The sequence below is a fragment of the Streptomyces kanasensis genome (assembly GCF_043077165.1).
In the GTDB taxonomy this organism is placed as follows: Bacteria; Actinomycetota; Actinomycetes; order Streptomycetales; family Streptomycetaceae; genus Streptomyces; species Streptomyces changanensis.
This window is the reverse complement of the sequence record NZ_JBIBSF010000011.1, coordinates 28700-47100: the sequence shown is the minus strand read 5'-3', so window position 1 is coordinate 47100 and position 18401 is coordinate 28700. Positions and strand designations below refer to the sequence as shown.

The following is an 18401-nucleotide window of genomic DNA, read 5'->3' as shown; positions in this document are numbered from 1 at the left end:
CCGCCCGCGCGCCGGGGGCGGGGGGGGGGGGGGGGGGCGGCCCCGGCGGGGGGGGGGGGGGGGGGGGGGGGGGGGGGGGGGGGGGCCCCCCCCCCCGCCGCGGGGTCCCGTCGGGCCGGTCGCGGCGACGTCCCGTCACGTGGCCGGGCTTCGGGGCGCCTCGCCGCCGGCGGGCCGTCAGCGGCGAGGCCGCGTGTCCTCGGGCCCGAGCCGTCCGTCGAGGTACTCGATCAGCCGCGTCTCGCTCCGCTCCAGCCGCTCCCGCCGCTCGGCGGGGAGCGGGGCGAGGGCGTCGACGAGGACCTGGTCCCGGGGGACGTGCACCACGGCGCCCGAGTAGACCCGGCAGCGGGAGCACCAGGCGAGGGCGACGCACCGCTCGAAGGCGGGGGACGCGGGCGGGTGGAAGCGGTGGCGGTACGAGCGGACGGCCGTCCCGCAGGTCGCACAGATCCGCCGGTCGCCGTCCGGAACGGTCTCCCAGGTCCCGGACTTGCGCCATCGGGGGCGCCCCTCAGGGGCTCTTCCCCTCGTCATGCCGGGCATTGTCGTGGACGCGGTACCGTCCCGGCAACCGACCGCTCCCCCGCGCCTGCGGCGGTCGCGCGCCGCCGCCCCGTTCAGGGCCGGGGGTCGGTCCGCTGCCACCGGGGCGACGCGTTCGTGCCGCGACGCCCCGCCACGGCGGCGCAGCGGTGGCACAGCCGCTGGACCCGGTCGGCGGCCCCGCCCGACTCGGGGATCGCGTCGGCCCACGGCACGTGGGAGAAGCGGGCCAGCTGGGAGCGGCTGAGCGAGAGCCCGCACACCGTCTCGTTCCGGCCCGGTTCCCACGCGTGGACCTCCCCGGCGGGGAGCCTGCGGCGGCGCCCGTCCTCTTCGTCGGTCCACTGCCCGGAGGCCGCGACCGCGTACTGCCGTCGTCGTGTCGCCACACCCTGCGACTACCCCGCCGGGACGGTCCCCACCGGGTCGCGCCCGCCTCGCGGTGAGAGGCGTCGAGCAGGGCGCCGGGGGCGTCCTCTAGAGTGCCACTGTCCCCTACACGTGCCGTGGTGTCGGCCCGGCGGCGCGTGCGGATCCCGCCACGGGCCTGACCGAGGAGCAACCGTGACCGGCCTGGCGCCCATGTCCCTTCAGCAGGAGATCGCCCGGGATCTCCACGTGAGTCCGTCCTTCGACGCGAAGGAGGAGATCGAGCGGCGGGTGGCCTTCCTCGCCGACCGGCTGACGTCCGCGGGCCTGCGCGCACTGGTCCTCGGCATCAGCGGCGGCGTCGACTCCACGACCGCGGGCCGGCTGTGCCAGCTGGCGGTGGAGCGGGCGCGGGCCGCCGGGCACGAGGCGACGTTCTTCGCGATGCGGCTGCCGTACGGCACCCAGGCGGACGAGGCCGACGCGCAGCTGGCGTTGGAGTTCATCGGGCCCGACCGCGTCCTCACGGTGGACGTGAAGCCCGCGAGCGACGCCGCGCTGGAGGCGCTCCTGGCCGGTGACACCGTCTTCCGCGACGCCCACCACCAGGACTTCGTGCACGGCAACATCAAGGCGCGGCAGCGCATGATCGCCCAGTACGCGGTGGCGGGCGCACACGACGGCCTCGTCGTGGGCACCGACCACGCCGCCGAGGCGGTCTCCGGTTTCTTCACCAAGTTCGGTGACGGGGCGGCGGACGTGGTCCCGCTGACGGGTCTCACCAAGCGGCGCGTCCGCGCGGTGGCGGAGGCGCTGGGTGCGCCGTCGTCGCTGGTCGGGAAGGTTCCGACCGCGGACCTGGAGAGCCTCAGCCCGGGCAAGCCCGACGAGGAGGCGCTGGGCGTCACCTACGGCGAGATCGACGACTTCCTGGAGGGCAAGCCGGTCGGCGAGGCCGCCTTCGAGGCGATCGTCCGCCGCTACCGCCTCACCGAGCACAAGCGACAGCTCCCGATCGCCCCCTGACCCGCCCCGCTGCCGCCCGGTCGCCGGGCCGGGTCCTCCTCGGTCCGGCGGCGGGTCGTCCGGCCCGACGGCCGGTCGGCAGGTGGTCGCCGCCGCACCGTTCGGGCGGGTCGTCACCGGCGTCCACGGGCTGCCGCCGACCCGGACGGGCCGTACGACCTTGTGATCGTTTCGAAGGTCATCTCGTGTCAGGACCGGTGCGGCGGGTGGCGCCCCCGGCCTGGGCGATCACGAGGGGACCCACATGCGCGAACAGCGAGTGTTCCGGTCGGCGTGGCGGCGGTTGGCCTTCGCCGTGGCGACATCCACGGCGCTCCTGGCGTCCGGCGGCGTCGCGGGCGCGGCGCCGGCGGCGGAGGAGCCGCACCTGCCGTCGTTCTCGATGGACGCACCGGACATCCCGGCCGGCGGCACCGTGACGCACACCGTCGAGGTCGCCGTCTCCGGGCCGGGCCGGGCCGGGCCGGGCCGGGCCGGGCCGGGCCGGGCCGGGCCGGGCCGGGCCGGGCCGGGCCGGATGACCATCGACCTGCGCACCGCCGACCACCTGCGGTCCTTCGTCGAGCACGAGTGGGCTGGCCTACGGCGTCCCGCAGGGCGCGGGCAACGCCACCTGCCGTCTGGAAGTGCTGGGCAACGGCGAGCAGCAACCGGGGGGGCGGCGTCGTCGCCCGTGAGCCGTCCGGCACCCTCTGGTACTACCCCGCTCTCGGCAAGCGGTACGGCTCGACCGGGGCGTTCAAGCCGCGCGTGCGCGTCGGCACCGGCTGGAGCGTCTACTCGTCCGTACGCGGGACCGGGGACGTCACCGGTGACGGCCACGCCGACCTGATCGCCCGGGACAAGGCCGGCGTGCTGTGGCTGTACCGCGGTACGGGCGTCGAGGCCCGACCGTTCGCCACCCGTACCAAGGTGGGCTCCGGCTGGCAGGTGTACAACGCCCTCACCGGAGGCGTCGACGTCACCAGGGACGGCCACGCCGACCTGTACGCCCGCGACACCTCCGGGGTCCTGTGGCTGTACCGGAGCACCGGTGACGCGGCGCGCCCCTACGCCCCCCGCCTGAAGGTCGCCACCGGTTGGGGCGCGCACACGGCGATCATCGCCCCGGGTGACGGCTCGACCGTCGGCAAGGGCGCCTTGCTGCCCCGCGACAAGGAAGGCCGGCTGTGGTGGTACCGGGGCGGGCGTCGCGTCGAGCCCCCTCACGGAGCGGACCCACGCGGCGCAGGCGTCCCCGCACATCAACGCGTGGATGTGAGGGGTCGCCCCCGGACACCTGCCTGACGGGTGGTCATCCGGTCGGGGCGCCCGTGGGCACCCCGACCGGCCGCGGGCCCCGGCCCGCCCGACGTCCGCACGCGCGGGCCGCGGTTCACGGGTGCGGTGTGCAGGTGAGGTGTGCCGACAGGGACCGGAGGAAGTCCGGGGCGTCGAAGGCCGCGCCGGCCGAGGCGACGCCGACCGTCCGGGTCCGTCCGGTGAGGACGCGCTGCACCGCCTCCACCGCGAGTGGCGCGGTGACGGCGTAGATGTCGCGGCCCGTCGCCACGGCGCGGCGTTCCGTGCCGCCGCGGCGAACGACGGTGTCCACGACGAAGGTCTGCCCGGACCGCCCGCGCGCGTCGACCGCGGACGGCGCGGGCGTGTCCGGAGCGGACAGGTCCGCGGCCGCCTCGACCGTCATGTACGTGCGGACCTCCGGGACGGACAGGTGGCTGGGCAGGGTGACGACGTCGGCCATCGTGAACTCGCCGATGACGTCGCGCGGACCGGTCGGTGCGGGGAAGGGCCACCGGAGCGTCGGCGCGGCGTCGGTGCGGTACTCCAGCCGGCCCTCGGTGTAGCGGACGCGCCGGCCGCCGCGCCGATCCCGGGAGACGCGGCCCGCGGCGCGCGTGCCGGGCGTGGGGTGCCAGTGGCTCAGGGCGTACGCGACGTGCGCCTCGTCGGCCTCCGTCCACTCCCCCATCGCGGCGGTCGCCAGCAGGTCGCCGAGCCCGCCGTAGAAGGCCATCGCGGGGACGACCAGCACTCCGGCGGCGCGGGCGCGGTCCGTGAAGCGGGCGAACGTGTCGGCGTTGGCCTCGATCTCGGCCGCCACGTCCACGTACGGGATCCCGGCGCGCAGTGCCGCCTCGATCACCGGGGCGGCGGTCACGGCGAAGGGCCCGGCGCAGTTCACCACCGCCGCGACGCCGTCGAGGGCGCGGTCGAGCGCCGCCGCGTCGTCCACCGCCGCCGGTCGGGTGACGGTTCCCGGTGCGGCGGACGCCATCTCCGCCAGTCTCCCGGCGTCCCGGCCGCTGAGGACCGGGACGAACCCGCGCTCCCGCAGCTCCGCCACCACGAACCGCCCGGTGTGCCCGTACGCGCCGTACACCGCCACCGTCTGCCGTGCTCCCATGACCTCTCCCCACGCGCTGATGATCTGTCACGGACATCCTGTCGAGGCCGGACACCTCGCCGCGAGTGTCCGGAACGACATGACCCGTACACTTCCGGACATGGGTACTGTCGCGCTGGCCGTCACGGACGGGATGCTGCACTTCGAACTGGCGGTGGCGTACGAGGTGTTCGGCGCTGCACCGGCGGCCGTGGACGTCCCCTGGTACGACGTGGAGGTGTGCGGGGCGCAGGACGGTGTGCGGGTCGGCCGGTTCGGGTTGCGGCCCGACCACGGGCTGGACCGGCTGCCGCGCGCCGACACCGTGATCGTCCCGGGCTGGGCGGACGTCGACGCCGACCCGCCGGCGGAGTTGGTCGACGCGGTGCGCGCGGCCCACGAGGCGGGCGCGCGGGTGGCGTCCCTGTGCACGGGTGCGTTCGTCCTGGCCGCCGCCGGCCTGCTGGACGGGAGGCGGGCGACGACGCACTGGGCGCACACGGCGGTGCTGGCCGCCCGTCACCCGGGCGTCGAGGTCGACCCGGACGTGCTGTACGTGGACGGCGGCAGCGTGCTCACGTCCGCAGGGAAGGCCGCCGCGCTCGACCTGTGCCTGCACCTGGTCCGCCTGGACCACGGCCCGGCGGTCGCCAACGCCGTCGCCCGCCGTCTGGTGGTGCCGCCCCACCGGGCGGGCGGCCAGGCGCAGTTCGTCGCCGCACCGGTGCCCGCCCGGGACGACCACCCGCTGGCCGCGCTGCTCCCGTGGGTGATCGAACGCCTCGACCGTCCGCTGACCGTCGAGGACCTGGCCCGCCGGGCGCGGATGAGTTCGCGACACCTGGGCCGCCACTTCAGGGCGGTGACCGGTACGACCCCGCTGCAGTGGCTGCTGACCCAACGGATCCGCCGCGCCCAGGAGTTGCTGGAGGCCACGGACGACAGCGTCGACACCATCGCGGCGGCCACCGGGATGGGCACGGCCACGACGCTGCGCCGGCACTTCAACCGCACGGTCGGCGTGCCTCCCGACACCTACCGCCGCACCTTCCGCACCCGGCCCGCGGCGGGAGACGGCTCAGGTGTACGTCACCGTGACGCGCTCGAACCCCAGTGAACCCAGCAGCCCCTTCAGCATCGCGGTGGTGTTCCGCTCGGCGCGCGCGGTGAGGCCGCTCTCGGTGGCGGCCTCACCGATGCGCCGGGCCGCGAGGCGCTGGACCGCGCGTTCGTCGTTCGGGTTGTCGGAGAAGAGGTCGCCGAGCCGGTCCAGCAGTCCGCGCTGCTTGGACACGGCGTAGGAGCGCTCGGGGTCCAGGGCGGGCGTGCCCAGCCGGGCGTGCGGCAGCCGGATCACGGCGGACGTCCGCTCCTCGTTCACGGTGACGTCCTGGGGCCCGGCCTTCCCGAGGTCCACGTACGCCCCGACGGTTCCGGCGGCGACGTACAGCGTCCGGGTGCCGCGCAGGGCGTCCGGCAGGAACCTGGCGTCCTTCTCCAGGTCCACCACGATCTGGTAGGAACCCGCCGCGCCCTCGTAGCGGCTGAGGTCCTGGATCGACTGGAGGAGGGCGGGCCCGGACCGGTCCCGTGTCTCCTCGCCGAAGAGGTCGCCCCAGCCCGGGACGATGTCGAACCGTCCGGCGGCGGTGAAGAGGAGCACCAGGGCCAGCAGGGCGGCGGGGACGGTGAACCACCAGGGGGTGCGGCGGCGCGCGGCGGTGGCCCGCGGGAGCTTGTCGTCGGAGGTCTCCACGGGGTGCGGATGCCCGCGACGGCCGGGAGTAGTCACGCGGGACCCGCGCGGCGCGGCGGCGCGGGGGTGCCCCTGCCGCGCACGGCGCGGCGGCGCGGGGGTGCCCCTGCCGCGCACGGCGCGGCGGCGCGGGCGCTCCTGCCGCGCCGGTGTCCTGACGCCCCATCAGGAGTCGTCGGCCGGCGGCGGGGGTGGAGCTCGGGCACCTCGGCCGCGTCTCCCCGCCCACACGGCTGGACGGGGTACACGGCTCGATTTGCTCGTGTCGAATAATCCTGTTATCGCCCCATGTGCCTATGTTTCTGCCGTAGCCCTTCCCCCCTACTCACCTGGGAGAGAGCATGCGTCAGTCCGTACGAATCTGGGGTGCCGGTATCGCCGCCGCGGCCGTGGTGGCCGGTTCGGTCGGCGCGGCGGTAGCCGTCACCTCGCCGTCCCCCGTGCGGCACCAGCCGGCCGCCGCGGCCCCGGCCTTCACGGCCAAGGCCTCGACGAAGAGCGTGCGCGCCTGGGAGCAGTTCCGGGTACGCGGCGTGGCCAAGAACCTGGCCCCGGGCAGCCGGGTCACCCTCCAGCAGAAGCTCAGCGGCCGCTCCTGGACGACCCTGCCCGCGTCCATGAACACCAACTCCCGCTCGAAGTACAACATGCGCGTGGTGCTCGGCATGAAGGGGCACAACAAGCTGCGCCTGGTCGACAGCAGCAGGCGGGTCGTCTCCCCGGTCATGGACGTCTTCGTGCGCTGACCGCTGGCCGCCGCACGGCACACACGACGGACGCCTCCACCGGTCTCACCGGGAGGAGGCGTCCGTCGTGTCCCGGGCCGTCGCCGCGGGATGCCCGGTCAGCCGCGCGCGAGCTCGTCCACCGTCCGCACGACCGTCTCCCGTGACAGGTCGACGGTCTCGCGGGACGCCTCTCGCGCGCGGCGCAGCCTGGTCCGCCCGTACCGTACGAGCGCGGAGGCGCCGGTGGCGTACGCCAGGGTCAGCACCCCCGCGGCGACCTCCGGCGACCAGGCCCGGGACAACCGCTGCTGGATCGCCGAGTGGGCGGTCAGCGTGGCCAGCAAGCCGCAGGCCCCTCCCGCCGCCAGGGCGGACAGACCGCCGCGGCCCTCGGTGACGGCCTCCGTCACGGTGTCACCCAACTCCTCGCGCGCGTTCATCGCCGACTCGACCACGACGGCGACGACGTTCTCGGCTGCTTCCGACATACGTCGCGCCTACCCGCCCCGCCCCCGCTCATACAGGTTCCCGGCCGCGGTCGTGGCCCGATCCCGGTCGAGGCCGCCCGCTCGTGATGGCCCGGTCGCGTACCGGTGGCAGGGCCATACGGGTGTCCGACCCGTACCATGCGGAGCCGGCCGTCCCCCGGGCGGCGGCGCCGGACGGAACCGTCAGCGAGCACGTGTCGCGGAGGAGTGGCAGTCATCCACGGATCACCGAAGGACAAGCGGATCTCGATCACCCGCACCTCCACCGACGGCGTCAGGGTGCTCACCGTGTGCGGCGAGCTCGACCACCACACCGCCCCCGACCTCCACCGCGCCCTGACGACCGACGACGACCCGCCGACCGCGCGGACCGTGCTGGACCTCGGCGCCGTCACGTTCATGGACTCCAGCGGTGTCAACGTCCTCGTCACCGCCCACCAGGCGGCGCACCGGGCCGGCGGGTGGCTGCGCCTGGCCGCGCCCTCCGACCCCGTCATGCGGGTCGTCGAGCTCGTCGGCCTCGACACCGTCATCGCCTGCCACCCCGACCTGCGCCGGGCCGTCCGCTCCTGAATTCCCGCCGCGCTCCCCCCGGCGTTACGCCACGCGGGTGCACCGGCGTGCCGGCCGGTCCCGAGGCGTCGTTGTCGGGTCGACCAGCCGTGTGCGCCCCGCCCCGGGTCGGGGCCGCGGTCGACCGAGGAGAGAACCGTGTCTGTGTCGTCAGTGGTGGACACCCACGTCGAAGTCGTCACCGTCCGTACGCCGGCGGAACGCGCCGCCTTCCTGGGACTGCCCTATCGGCTCCACCGGGAACTGCCCCTGTGGGTCCCCCCGCTGCGCGCCGAGCAGCGGGCGCTGCTGAGCGAGCGCCGCAACCCGTTCTTCGCGCACGGCCGGGCCCGGCTGTTCCTCGCCCGCCGCCGGGGGACGGTCGTGGGCAGGATCGCCGCGCACGTCAACCCGCGCTTCGAGGACCACCACGGGACGTCGGAGGGGTTCTTCGGGTTCTTCGACGCCGTCGACGACCTCGCCGTCGCCCGGGCGCTCACCGGGGCCGCGGCCGACTGGCTGGCCGAGCAGGGCAGGCCGACGGTGCTGGGGCCGCTGTCGTTCACGACCAACGACGAGTGCGGCGTGCTCGTCGACGGCTTCGACCGGCCGCCGGCCGTCATGATGCCGTACACGCCGCCGTACTACGTCCGGTTGCTGGAAGGGTGCGGCTTCACCAAGGCGAAGGACCTCCTGGCGTGGGAGTTCCCGACGACCTTCCACGAGGAGCCGCGGCTGGTGCGTGCCGCCGCCCGGCTCTCCGAGAGCCGGCTGCTCACCGTGCGGCCGGTCGACATGCGGCGCTTCCCGGAGGAGGCGGAGCTGATCCGCACCCTCTACAACGCGGCTCTCGGCGACAACTGGGGGTTCTGCCCCATGGGCGAGCGCGAGTTCTCGGTGCTGGCGCGCCGCTTGAAGCACGTGCTGCGGCCGGACATGGCGCTCATCGGCGAGGTGCGGGGCCGTCCCGCCGGGTTCGCCATCGCCCTCCCCGACCTGGCTCCGGCGTTCGCCGCCGCGCGCGGCCGGCTGTTCACCTGCGGCCTGCCCCTCGGCCTCGCCCGCTTCCGGTCCGCGCAGCGGCGGCTGTCGCGCGGGCGGCTGATGGCCATGGGTGTCGGCGAGGAGCACCGCGGGCGGGGCCTGGAACTGCTGATGTACCTGGCGCTGTCCCGGGCGTGCCACGACCGCGGTCTGGGCGTGGGCGAGGCGTCGTGGGTGCTGGAGGACAACCGTCAGGTCAATGCCGCCACCGCCCGCCTCGGCGGGCGGGTCACCAAGCGGTACCGCCTCTACCGGCGCCCGGTCGGCGCCGGCTGAGGGGCGGCGGCCCCCTCCGGGCGACGGCGCCGCCCGGGGAGGGACGGCGCCGTCCCCGGGGCGGGGGGCCGACCCGGCGGTCAGGGGCCGGCCGTGTCGTGGTCCTCATGCCGTACGGGGCTCCGCCCGGGCGCGCGCCGTCGCCGCAGGAAGGCCGGTGCCCACCAGTTGGCGTCTCCGGTGAGGCGCATGAAGGCCGGTACGAGCACACCGCGGACCAGCGTCGCGTCGACCAGCACGGCCAGGGCCAGCCCCACGCCGATGATCTTCAGCGTCACGACGCCCGACGTGGCGAGCCCCGCCATCGCCACGGCGAAGACGAGCGCCGCGACGCTGACGAGGCGTCCGGTGCGGGCGATGCCGGAGACGATGGCCGCGACGTGGTCACCGTGGGCGGCGTAGTGCTCCTTGATGCGTGCCAGGAGGAACACCTCGTAGTCGATGGTGAGGGCGAAGGCGATGGCGCACAGCAGGGGCGGAACGGTCATGTCCAGCCAGCCGGTCGCGGTGAAGTCGCCGACCAGCCACCGCAGGTGGCCGTCCTGGAACACGTACACCATGCCGCCGAGGCAGGCCGTCAGGCTCAGCGCCGCCAGGACCAGCGTCTTCAGCGGGATGAGGACCGACCGCGTGTACAGGAACAGCAGGACGAACGTGGTCACCGCGATGAGGAGCCCCGCCAGCGGCGCCCGACGTTCCAGGGCGTCCTCGGCGTCGACCTGGCGGGCGGGTGTGCCGCCCACCCAGTGCGTCCCGGGGGCGGGGAGCCTGCGTACGTGGTGGACCAGGTCCTCCGCCGCCTGCGACTGGGGGGCGTAGCGGGTGGAGACGGTCAACGAGACGGGCCGCCCGCCGGCGTGGGCGGTGGCGGCCCTGCCGGTGTCCCGGGGCGCGGTGGCGGCGCGGGGGGACGGGGCGGCGGATCCGGGGGGCGGGATGGCGCCGGTGGGCTGCGTGGCCGGGGCGGCGCCGGTGGGTGGGGTGGTGGTACCGGGCGGGGTCAGGCGCTCGCCGTCCGCGTACCGGCCGGTGGGGGCGGTCACCTGGGTGACGCCGGGGAGCGCGGCGACGCGTCGTGCGTAGTGGTCCACCGCGGCGGTGCCGGGAGCGGTGGCGAAGACCACCACGAGGTCGCGGTCGGGGTGGGTGGGGAAGCCGGCGCGGATCGTCTCGGCGGTGCGCCGGACCTCCGAGTGCGCCGGCAGGGAGCGCTCGTCCGCGAAGCCCCATCGGGCGTGCGCGAACGGCCACATGAGCGCCGCCAGCAGTACCGCGGAGCCGATGCCGGCGAGCCACGGCGCCCGCGTCGCCCACAGTGCCACCCGGCGCCACCCCGGGCTCGTCGTCGCCGCGCGGTGGCCCAGCCGGCCGCCCAGCAGGGCGAGCAGGGCGGGCAGGACGACGACGCCGGCCAGCGCGGACAGCGCGACCACCGCCACCCCCGCCAGCGCCATGGACCGCAGCCACGGGAAGGGCATGACCCACACGGCGCAGAACGCCAGGATGACCACGCCCGCCGAGATGGCGACGCTGCGCCCCGCGGTGCCCGCAGCCGCGACGACGGCGCCCGGACCGGTCAGGCCGCGGCCCCGCTCCTCCCGGTAGCGGGTGACGATGAGCAGCGCGTAGTCCACGGCGAAGCCGAAGCCGAGGGCCGTCGCGATGTTGAGGGAGTACGCCGACACCTCCATGACCTGGTTCAGCAGGTGCAGCGTCGCCCAGGTGCCCGCGACCGTCAGCCCCCCGATCAGCAGGGGGAACAGTGCCGCGAGCGCGGAGCCGAAGGCGACGACCAGGATGACGAGGGTCACCGGGGCCACCACCGCCTCGGCCACGGCCAGGTCGCGCGCCCCCTGCTCGGCGCCCTGCCCGCGCGCCCAGGCCCACCCGGCCGCCGACACCTGCAGGGAGCCCTGTCGCCCGGTCAGGCGCGGGACGAGCCGGGCCGCGATCCGCGTCTGCTCGGCCTCGTCACCCGCCAGCCGGACGGTGATCAGGGCGGCCCGGCCGTCGTGGGAGCGCAGGGACGGCGCTCGGGTCGTCCAGTACGCGTCGGCCCGTACGACGCCGGTCTCACCGGCCACCCGCCGGGCCAGCGCCAGGCCGTCGGCACGGGCCTTCGGGGAGTCGATCGGGCCCTCGGCACGCAGGTGCAGCAGCAGTCCGGGCGAGACGCGGCCGGACTGGCCCGTCAGTACGGCCTCGGCGCGCGCCGACTCGGTGCCGGTGGCGTCGTAGCCGCCCGTGGACATGGGCTGGGAGGACCATACGACCGCGCCGCACACCAGCGTCAGGACGGCGAGGACCGACGCGGCCAGCGTGAGCAGGGGGCGCCGCACGATGTGGTGCGCGAGCCGCTCAAGCAGGCCCGCCGGGCCGGTGCCGGGGCCGGTGGGCGGGTGGGCCGGCGCGGTCTCGTGGGCCGGTCTCCGGTCGGGACGCGGTGCGTCGTCGCGGGTGCGCAGGCCGACGGGTGAGGCCTGGTGGGGCGGTTCGGTACTCACGGGCGGTCTCCACGGCGGGCGGGCGGGGCGGGGGCTCTGGGCGAGGGTCGGGGCGGGCCGGTGCGCCCGGGGGTGGCTTCCGGCCGGGGCGGGCATGCCCAGGGGCGGGCGTAGGGCGGGGACAGGCGGGTCGGGTGGTGGAGGGGGGCGTCCGCCGGGTGTCGCCGCCGGCCGGACGGCGGCTCAGGAGCGGGGTGTCGTCTCGGCGACGGCGGCGCGCAGGCCGTCCTCGAACTCGACGCGGTGCGCGAACCCCAGTTCCCGGCGCGCCCGCTCCGGCGAGGCCGTCCACGCGGGCCACACCGCCTCGCGGGCCTTGTCCCGGTTGAACGGCGGCACCTTCCCGAAGGGGAGCGTCGCCGCCTCGGCGAGCGCCCCGGCCGCGCGGACGAGCGGCGCGGGCACCCTCAGCACGCGTACCGGGCGCCGTCGCAGGGCCGATCCCGCGGCGCGGACGAGGTCCGCGAAGACGTGCTCCCGTCCGTCGGACAGCTGGTAGAGGCCGCTGTGGGGATCGGCCGGGTGGGCGGTGCCGCCGGTGACCGCGGCCGCGAGGAGCCCTTCGCACAGGTCGTCGACGTGCAGCAGCGAGTACGTCGTCTCCCCGCTGCCGGGTTGCAGGGCCACGCCGGTGCGGGCCATGGCGAGGAGTGAGGGGAGGAACGCCGGGTCGCCGGGTCCGTAGACGATCGGCGGACGCACGACCACGAGCGGCACACGGCCGGCGAAGCCGCGGGCGACCTGCTCGGCGGCGAGCTTGCTGCGCCCGTACCGCGACACCGGTGCGGCCGGGTCCTCCTCCCGGCGGGGCCTGCCCGGCGCCGAGGGCCCGGCGGCGGCCAGTGACGAGCACAGCACCACGCGGGGCGGCGTGTCGAGGTGCGCCACGGCCTCCAGCAGGGCGCGTGTGGTGTGGACGTTGCCCGTCTCGAACCAGGCGCGGCTGCGGGCGCGTACGGCGGCGGCCAGGTGCACCACGGCGTCCACTCCGGCCAGCGCCTCGGCCAGGCCGTGGCCGCGTTCGAGGTCGACGGTGGCGAAGCGGACGGGGCAGCCGTCGAGGACGCTCCGGTCGGAGCGTCCCCGTACGACGGCGACGACCTGGCCGCCGGACCGGGTGACGCGGTGGCAGAGGCGCCGGCCGATGAAGCCGGTGGCGCCGGTCACCGCCACGCGCCTACCGAGCTGTTCCATGGACTGGCTCCTTGCGGTCGGTGGGGTGTGCGGCGGCGCGTCAGGCAGCGCGCAGGACGACGACGGCGTACATGCCGCCGAAGCCGCAGGCGTTGCCGAGGACGGTGCGCAGGCGGGCCGGGCGGGGCGCCTTGGTGACGACGTCGAGCTCGACCTCGGGGTCCTGTTCGTCGAGGTCCCGTCAGGAGGGGGCCGGGGGTGGCGAACGACCGGCCGGTGCGCAGTCCGTCCCAGGTCGCGCGCGTCCCGCGGCCCGCCGGTGTGAGGAGGCCGATGCCGGTGATCGCGGCGTCGGACGTCACAGGAGGGCGCCCGAGGGCCGTACCCCGCCGGTCGCCCGGTCCGCGTCGAGCAGGGCCAGTACGTCGCCGACGGTGGCGTGGGGGCCGAGGGCGGAGTCGGCGCCGTCCGCCGGGGTGATGCCGTGCTTCTCGGCGAGGACGGTCAGGAGCTCCTCGGCGAGGAGGGAGTCGAGGCCGAGGTCGGCGAGCGGCGTGTCGGGGGTGAGTCGGTCCGCGGGGGTGCCGGTGAGGTCGGCGAGGGTGTCCGCGACGGCGTCGTGGAGGTGCTGGGGCATGCGCGTCCTTCCCGGAGAGGGGGCCCGTTCCGGTGCTGTCGCACCGCGGGTCCGCGGGTCGTTGCGGGTGGGGCGTCGGGTGGCGGAGGGGCAGCGGGCGGGCCGGAGGGGCGCTCGTGTGCCGGCCCGCCCGTGTGGCGCGGCCGACGGCGAGGTCGGCGGCGAGGTCGGCGGCAGGGCCTTCAGGGCGCCGGAGGAGCCAGGTTCGCTGCCGGCGCGACCGCCGTCCGCTGGGGCGGCGCCGCGGGCGACCGCATGCCGTGGGCCGCGTCACCGGCCACGGGGACCGGGAGGTGGCGGTCGACGGCGTCGAGGATCCGGTCGATCTGCTCGGGCGTGTGGGCCGCCGACACGGACAGGCGCACGACCGCCTCCGTGCCCGGGACGGCCGGCGGCAGGAACAGCGAGGTGAAGACGCCCGCGTCGAGCAGCGCCTTCCAGATACGCGTGCCGTGCTCCATCGGTCCCGCGGGCAGGGCGACGACGGGGCCGGAGGAGTCACCGGTGGCGCGGCCCTGCTCGGCCAGCCCCCGGTGGAGGCGGGACGCGCGGTCCCACAGCGCCGCACGTCGCTCGGGCTCGGCGCGTACGACGCGGACCGCCGCGAGCGCCGCCGCCGCGGCGGCCGGTGCCATCGAGGCGGAGAACGTCGTGGCGCGCCCGTAGTGGCGTACCGCGGTGACGGTCTGGGTGTCCCCGGCGACGAACCCGCCGATCGAGCCGAACGCCTTGGAGAACGTGCCGGTGACGATGTCGACGGCCTCCTCGCAGCCGAAGTGCTCGGCGGCGCCCCGCCCGTGCGGGCCGTACACGCCGATGTCGTGGGCGCCGTCCAGGATCAGCGAGGCGCCGTGGCGGCGGGTCTGCTCGGCGACCCGCGGCAGGGGCGCGAGGCCGCCGTCGAGGGAGAACGCCCCTTCGGTGACGACGGTCGCGGGCCGGCGCTCGTCGGCGGCCTCGCGCAGCAGTGCACCCAGGTGGTCGGCGTCGTTGTGGCGGAAGGTGCGGTTCACGGAACGGCCCAGCCGGGTGGCGTCCACGAGTGAGGCGTGCGCGTGCCGGTCGGCGACGACCAGGTGGCGGGGGGCGAACAGGCAGGCCAGGGTGAGGTTGGCCTGGAAGCCGGTGGTGGCCAGGAGGACGGAGGGCCGCTGCAGGAAGTCGGCGAGCTCGTCCTCCAGCTCGACGTGGAGCGCCGTGGTCCCGGTGAGCAGCGGGGATCCGGAGCAGGAGGTGCCCAGTTCCCGGGCGGCGCGGGCCGCCGCCTCGCCGAGCCGCGGGTCGCACGCCAGCCCGAGGTAGTCGGCCGAGGCGGCGTTGACCACCCGTTTGCCCTCGACGGTCACCTCACCCGGGGCGGGACGCCCCCCGACGACGCGGAAGTACGGATAGGCGTCCCCGCAGGCGGCGATGGCGTCGCCGACAGGAGGGAGAGCGCTGGCCCAAGCAGGCATCGTCGTTCGACTTTCGTTCCCGGTCCACATGGGGAACAGAATGTAGCATTTCGATTACTTTCGGCCACGAGGCGTGCGGACGCGCGGTGATTCGGCCGCACGGCCGGGTCCGTTCGGGTGACGCGCGCCAGGGCGGCGCCGCGACCCGCCCACCCCGGGAGCCGGTGGGTCCGGGGGCCTGGGGGGCGACCCGGGCCCGGGCCCGGCGCGGCCGGGGTCAGCGCGGCCCGAGGCCGGCGGGTCCGGGGGTCGGCGGCCCGAGGGGCGGCGGGGGCCGGCGCTCAGGGGGTGTCGCCCTGCCAGTCGAACCGCCGTGGGTCACCGGGCCTGGGGGCGTACAGGGCGTGGCCGCCCGGTCCGTACCGGCCGATCTCGGTGCTCAGCGCGACACCCCCGGTCCCGTCGGCGTCGCCGCGGCCGGTGACGTCCAGGAGGAGTCCGTCGAGGGGGCCGCCGACGAGTTCGGCGTAGTCGCGGCCGGGCCGCGGGCCGGGATCGGGGTCGTCGTGGTCGGCGCCGTAGACGCGACGCCGCATGATCTGCTCGTCCATACCGGCCAGCGTCGCAGCCACCACTGACAAGGGCCGCCCGTCCGCCGCCCCGGCGGGCGACCCGGAGGCCCTCGGACGGTGCGCGCGCACCGCCATGGGGTCAGCCGTGGGCCGCGCCGGCGGCCTCCGCGGCGGCGACGATCGCCTGCAGGGACGCCAGATGGCCGGCCAGGGCCTTGTTGCCGGCGCGGGTGGCGGCGAGCCACGTCTTGGGGCGCTTGCCGACGTACCCCTTCTTCACGGTGACGTAGCCGGCCTCCTCCAGGGCGGCCGCCGTCTTGCTGAGCACCGAGTCCGACACCTGGCAGTAGTCGCGCACGGCGGAGAACTCCGCCTCGGTGCAACCACTGAGGAAGGCCAACACGGTCAGCCGCGTCGGGTGCTGCAGGAGCGGCTCCAGCGCGGTCACTCGGCGGCCGCCAGGCCGCGCCGGATGCGGGCGTTCAGCGCGGCGCACCCCAGCCAGAACGCCGCGCCCGCGGCCACCCCGGCGGCGCCCGCGATCCACCGCACGTCGCCGCCGGCCGCCCACGCGACGCCGGCCGCCAGCCCGCCCGCCGCGAGGGTCCCGAGCACCGCCAGCGCGGCGGGGAGACCGAGCTCCGGCGCCCACCGCTTGGCCACGCCGCCGCTGCGCACGGCGACGGCCGCGACGGCCCCGCTGCCCGCGGCGAACAGGGCGGCGAGGACGCCGACGAGCCAGCCGCGCCCCGTCCCCAGGGCCTGGCCGACCGCGACGCCGTAGGCGGAGAAGGCCACCGAGAAGACGGGGCCGTACCAGCGCGGGGTGGGTCGTGGCGCCCTGGCGGCGGCGCGGGCGCGCTCCGCCAGGGCGAGCGCCTGCGTCGCCGGAAGTGCCGTGCCGGAACCCTCGATCGCCATGATCTTCCCTCTCGTCGATCTTTCGTTCCATCATGGCATGTACTTTCCGGATAGGAAAGTACTTTCCATGCCGGGGCGGAGCCGAGCCGGGGTCTACGCGTCGTCGCTCTCCGCCCCGTCTCCCGCCTCCCACCGCAGCAGGTCCCCGGGCTGGCACGCGAGGACCTCGCAGAGCGCGGCGAGGGTGGTGAACCGCACCGCCTTCGCGCGGCCGTTCTTGAGCACCGCCAGGTTGGCGGGGGTGATGCCGACGCGGTCCGCGAGCTCACCGACCGACATCTTCCGCCGGGCCAGCATCACGTCGATGTCCACGACGATCGGCATCAGATCACCTCGTTCAGCTCGGCCCGCATCCGCGCGGCCTCGGCGTCCCGCGCGACGGCCTGGGCGAGCAGCGTGCGGAGCACGACCACGATCAGCGCGACGCCGAGGACGGCCAGGGCGACCCCGCCCAGCAGCAGGACCACGCCCGGCGCGACGGCCTCACCGGGTGCGAGGACCACCCCGAGCGCGAACACCAGGAGGGCGGCCGCCACGAACCCGCCGGCCACCACGTCGACGTAACGGAAGGCGCCGTGGGAGAACACCGTCCCGCGGCGCACCATCGTCACCAGCCGCCACACGCAGACGAGGATGACCTGCGCCGAGACCAGCCCCAGGAGGGTGATCACGACGATCGGCGCGCGCAGGTGCGCGACGTCCGCGTCGAGCCCTTCCAGGTCTGCGGCGAGCAGCGGCACCATCACCGCCTGGACGAACAGTGATCCGGCGAGCAGCGCCACGAGGACGGCACGCAGGGCGAGCACGGCGAGCTTTCCCATCATCTTCCCTTCGATCGAGTCACGATCGGAATCTATCGACAATCGATAGGAGAGGCAAGGAGGGGGCGAGGGAGGGAGGTCCCGGGCGGGCAGGAAGACGACCGGGGGCGGCCGCCGTGTGGGAGGGGCGCCACGGGGCAGGTGCGCTCAGGGGTCCGGGCGGGACCGGGGCCGAGGACACGGCGTTCGAGGGCCGCGGCGGGACCGGGGCCCAGGACCCCGGGCCCGGGGCTCAAGGGACAGGTCGAGTCGGTGGAGGCAGCGGTGTTCGAGGGTTTCGCATTGACGCGCCGTGCGGGTGACGGGGCGGAGTTGAGGGTGCGCCACGGCGGTGACGGTCCTGCCGTGCTGCTCCTCCACGGCCATCCACGCACCCACGCCACCTGGCACCGCGTGGCGCCGCTGCTGACGGCCGCCGGGTACACCGTGGTCTGCCCCGACCTGCGGGGCTACGGCGAGTCCTCCAAGCCGCCGACCGACGACGCGCACCGCCCGTACTCCAAGCGGGCCATGGCGCGGGACGTCCTGGCGGTGATGCGCGGCCTCGGGCACCCGCGGTTCGCCGTCGTCGGCCACGACCGCGGCGCCTATGTGGCGACCCGTCTGGCGCTGGACCATCCGGAGGCGGTCCGCTCGCTGAGCGTGCTGGACGGCGTCCCCATCGGTGAGGCGCTGCGGCGCTGCGGGCCGGGCTTCGCCGCCCGCTGGTGGCACTGGTTCTTCCTCGGGCAGACGGACAAGCCCGCCGAACGGGTCATCGACGCCGACCCCGACGCCTGGTACGGGGGCAGTGCGGAGCGGATGGGCGCCGAGGCGTACGAGGACTACCGCCGCGCGATCCACGACCCGGCCACCGTGCACGCGATGTGCGAGGACTACCGGGCCGGGCTCGGCGTGGACCGGGAACACGACGACGCCGACCGCCGGGCCGGCCGCCGCGTCGCCTGTCCCGTACAGATGCTGTGGGCCACCCGTGACGACATGGTCGACCTGTACGGGGACGTGCTGGGCGTCTGGCGGGACTGGGCCGGCGACCGGCTGGAAGGCGGCCCGATCGAGTCCGGCCACCACATGGCGGAGGAGGCCCCCGACGCACTCGCCGCGGCGCTGCACGGCTTCTGGCGGACCGTCCCGGAGTGACCCCGCGGCCCGCCGCGCCGCCCCCCCCCCCGGGGGGGGGGGGCGGGGGGCCCCCCCCCGGGGGGGGGGCCGGGGGGCGGTGTGGCCGGTGTGCGCCGTACAGCCCT

Annotated in this window: 22 protein-coding genes; 7 read left to right on the top strand and 15 right to left on the bottom strand. The window is 75.9% G+C overall.

Annotated elements, in window-relative coordinates; all coding sequences use genetic code 11:
- Positions 1-177 precede the first annotated feature (177 nt).
- On the bottom strand, positions 178-537 hold the full coding sequence (locus ACF053_RS25195; RefSeq protein WP_391956041.1) for a hypothetical protein: 360 nt from the start codon (positions 535-537) through the stop codon (positions 178-180).
- Between the two features lie 83 nt (positions 538-620).
- Complete coding sequence (locus tag ACF053_RS25190; RefSeq protein ID WP_391956040.1) at positions 621-935, bottom strand: hypothetical protein; 315 nt, start codon at positions 933-935, stop codon at positions 621-623.
- A gap of 193 nt (positions 936-1128) precedes the next feature.
- Here ACF053_RS25190 and nadE point away from each other — a divergent pair, with 193 nt between their 5' ends.
- Entirely contained in the window at positions 1129-1941 is an 813-nt protein-coding gene (gene nadE, locus ACF053_RS25185) for an ammonia-dependent NAD(+) synthetase (RefSeq protein WP_391956224.1), read from the top strand.
- A gap of 228 nt (positions 1942-2169) precedes the next feature.
- Here nadE and ACF053_RS25180 read toward each other — a convergent pair whose 3' ends face one another.
- Positions 2170-2478, bottom strand: coding sequence for a hypothetical protein (locus ACF053_RS25180; RefSeq protein WP_391956039.1), 309 nt, complete (start codon positions 2476-2478; stop codon positions 2170-2172).
- 33 nt (positions 2479-2511) lie between these two features.
- Here ACF053_RS25180 and ACF053_RS25175 point away from each other — a divergent pair, with 33 nt between their 5' ends.
- The gene (locus ACF053_RS25175; RefSeq protein ID WP_391956038.1) at positions 2512-3228 is read left to right on the top strand and encodes an FG-GAP-like repeat-containing protein; all 717 of its coding nucleotides are present in this window, start codon (positions 2512-2514) and stop codon (positions 3226-3228) included.
- Between the two features lie 88 nt (positions 3229-3316).
- Here the strand turns inward: ACF053_RS25175 and ACF053_RS25170 are convergent, their stop codons facing one another.
- Entirely contained in the window at positions 3317-4348 is a 1032-nt protein-coding gene (locus ACF053_RS25170) for a saccharopine dehydrogenase NADP-binding domain-containing protein (RefSeq protein ID WP_391956037.1), read from the bottom strand.
- Positions 4349-4448: 100 nt separating this feature from the next.
- Between ACF053_RS25170 and ACF053_RS25165 the strand changes: the two genes are divergently transcribed.
- The gene (locus ACF053_RS25165; RefSeq protein WP_391956036.1) at positions 4449-5444 is read left to right on the top strand and encodes a helix-turn-helix domain-containing protein; all 996 of its coding nucleotides are present in this window, start codon (positions 4449-4451) and stop codon (positions 5442-5444) included.
- Here the strand turns inward: ACF053_RS25165 and ACF053_RS25160 are convergent.
- On the bottom strand, positions 5406-6002 hold the full coding sequence (locus tag ACF053_RS25160) for a DUF4230 domain-containing protein (RefSeq protein ID WP_391956223.1): 597 nt from the start codon (positions 6000-6002) through the stop codon (positions 5406-5408). The genes ACF053_RS25165 and ACF053_RS25160 overlap by 39 nt on opposite strands.
- 422 nt (positions 6003-6424) lie before the next feature.
- Between ACF053_RS25160 and ACF053_RS25155 the strand changes: the two genes are divergently transcribed.
- Positions 6425-6829, top strand: a complete 405-nt coding sequence (locus tag ACF053_RS25155; RefSeq protein ID WP_391956035.1) for a hypothetical protein — start codon at positions 6425-6427, stop codon at positions 6827-6829.
- A gap of 98 nt (positions 6830-6927) precedes the next feature.
- Here the strand turns inward: ACF053_RS25155 and ACF053_RS25150 are convergent, their stop codons facing one another.
- Positions 6928-7299, bottom strand: coding sequence for a phage holin family protein (locus ACF053_RS25150; RefSeq protein ID WP_391956034.1), 372 nt, complete (start codon positions 7297-7299; stop codon positions 6928-6930).
- A 207-nt stretch (positions 7300-7506) separates the two neighbouring features.
- On the opposite strand from ACF053_RS25150, the gene ACF053_RS25145 reads away from it, so the two are divergent.
- Complete coding sequence (locus tag ACF053_RS25145) at positions 7507-7872, top strand: STAS domain-containing protein (RefSeq protein WP_391956033.1); 366 nt, start codon at positions 7507-7509, stop codon at positions 7870-7872.
- Between the two features lie 138 nt (positions 7873-8010).
- Entirely contained in the window at positions 8011-9171 is a 1161-nt protein-coding gene (locus ACF053_RS25140; RefSeq protein WP_391956032.1) for a hypothetical protein, read from the top strand.
- An 80-nt stretch (positions 9172-9251) separates the two neighbouring features.
- Here the strand turns inward: ACF053_RS25140 and ACF053_RS25135 are convergent, their stop codons facing one another.
- From ACF053_RS25135 to ACF053_RS25095, 9 genes are all read right to left on the bottom strand, one after another.
- Positions 9252-11675, bottom strand: coding sequence for an MMPL family transporter (locus ACF053_RS25135; RefSeq protein WP_391956031.1), 2424 nt, complete (start codon positions 11673-11675; stop codon positions 9252-9254).
- A gap of 183 nt (positions 11676-11858) precedes the next feature.
- Positions 11859-12869: an NAD-dependent epimerase/dehydratase family protein gene (locus tag ACF053_RS25130; RefSeq protein ID WP_391956030.1), complete on the bottom strand. Its 1011-nt coding sequence runs from the start codon at positions 12867-12869 to the stop codon at positions 11859-11861.
- Between the two features lie 298 nt (positions 12870-13167).
- Positions 13168-13446, bottom strand: coding sequence for an acyl carrier protein (locus tag ACF053_RS25125; RefSeq protein ID WP_391956029.1), 279 nt, complete (start codon positions 13444-13446; stop codon positions 13168-13170).
- 182 nt (positions 13447-13628) lie between these two features.
- Positions 13629-14900, bottom strand: coding sequence for an aminotransferase class I/II-fold pyridoxal phosphate-dependent enzyme (locus tag ACF053_RS25120; RefSeq protein WP_391956028.1), 1272 nt, complete (start codon positions 14898-14900; stop codon positions 13629-13631).
- A 281-nt stretch (positions 14901-15181) separates the two neighbouring features.
- Positions 15182-15451, bottom strand: a complete 270-nt coding sequence (locus tag ACF053_RS25115; protein ID WP_391956027.1) for a hypothetical protein — start codon at positions 15449-15451, stop codon at positions 15182-15184.
- A 100-nt stretch (positions 15452-15551) separates the two neighbouring features.
- The gene (locus ACF053_RS25110; protein WP_391956026.1) at positions 15552-15860 is read right to left on the bottom strand and encodes a transcriptional regulator; all 309 of its coding nucleotides are present in this window, start codon (positions 15858-15860) and stop codon (positions 15552-15554) included.
- Positions 15857-16333, bottom strand: coding sequence for a hypothetical protein (locus ACF053_RS25105; RefSeq protein ID WP_391956025.1), 477 nt, complete (start codon positions 16331-16333; stop codon positions 15857-15859). Before ACF053_RS25105 ends, ACF053_RS25110 begins: the two co-directional genes overlap by 4 nt.
- 93 nt (positions 16334-16426) lie before the next feature.
- Positions 16427-16657 (bottom strand): helix-turn-helix domain-containing protein, encoded by a 231-nt coding sequence (locus tag ACF053_RS25100; protein WP_391956024.1) that lies wholly within the window; start codon positions 16655-16657, stop codon positions 16427-16429.
- Positions 16657-17154: a DUF2975 domain-containing protein gene (locus ACF053_RS25095; protein ID WP_391956222.1), complete on the bottom strand. Its 498-nt coding sequence runs from the start codon at positions 17152-17154 to the stop codon at positions 16657-16659. Before ACF053_RS25095 ends, ACF053_RS25100 begins: the two co-directional genes overlap by 1 nt.
- 264 nt (positions 17155-17418) lie before the next feature.
- Here ACF053_RS25095 and ACF053_RS25090 point away from each other — a divergent pair, with 264 nt between their 5' ends.
- Positions 17419-18294 carry an alpha/beta fold hydrolase gene (locus ACF053_RS25090; RefSeq protein ID WP_391956023.1) on the top strand — a complete coding sequence of 292 codons (876 nt, stop codon included), beginning with the start codon at positions 17419-17421 and terminating at the stop codon, positions 18292-18294.
- Positions 18295-18401: the final 107 nt, after the last annotated feature.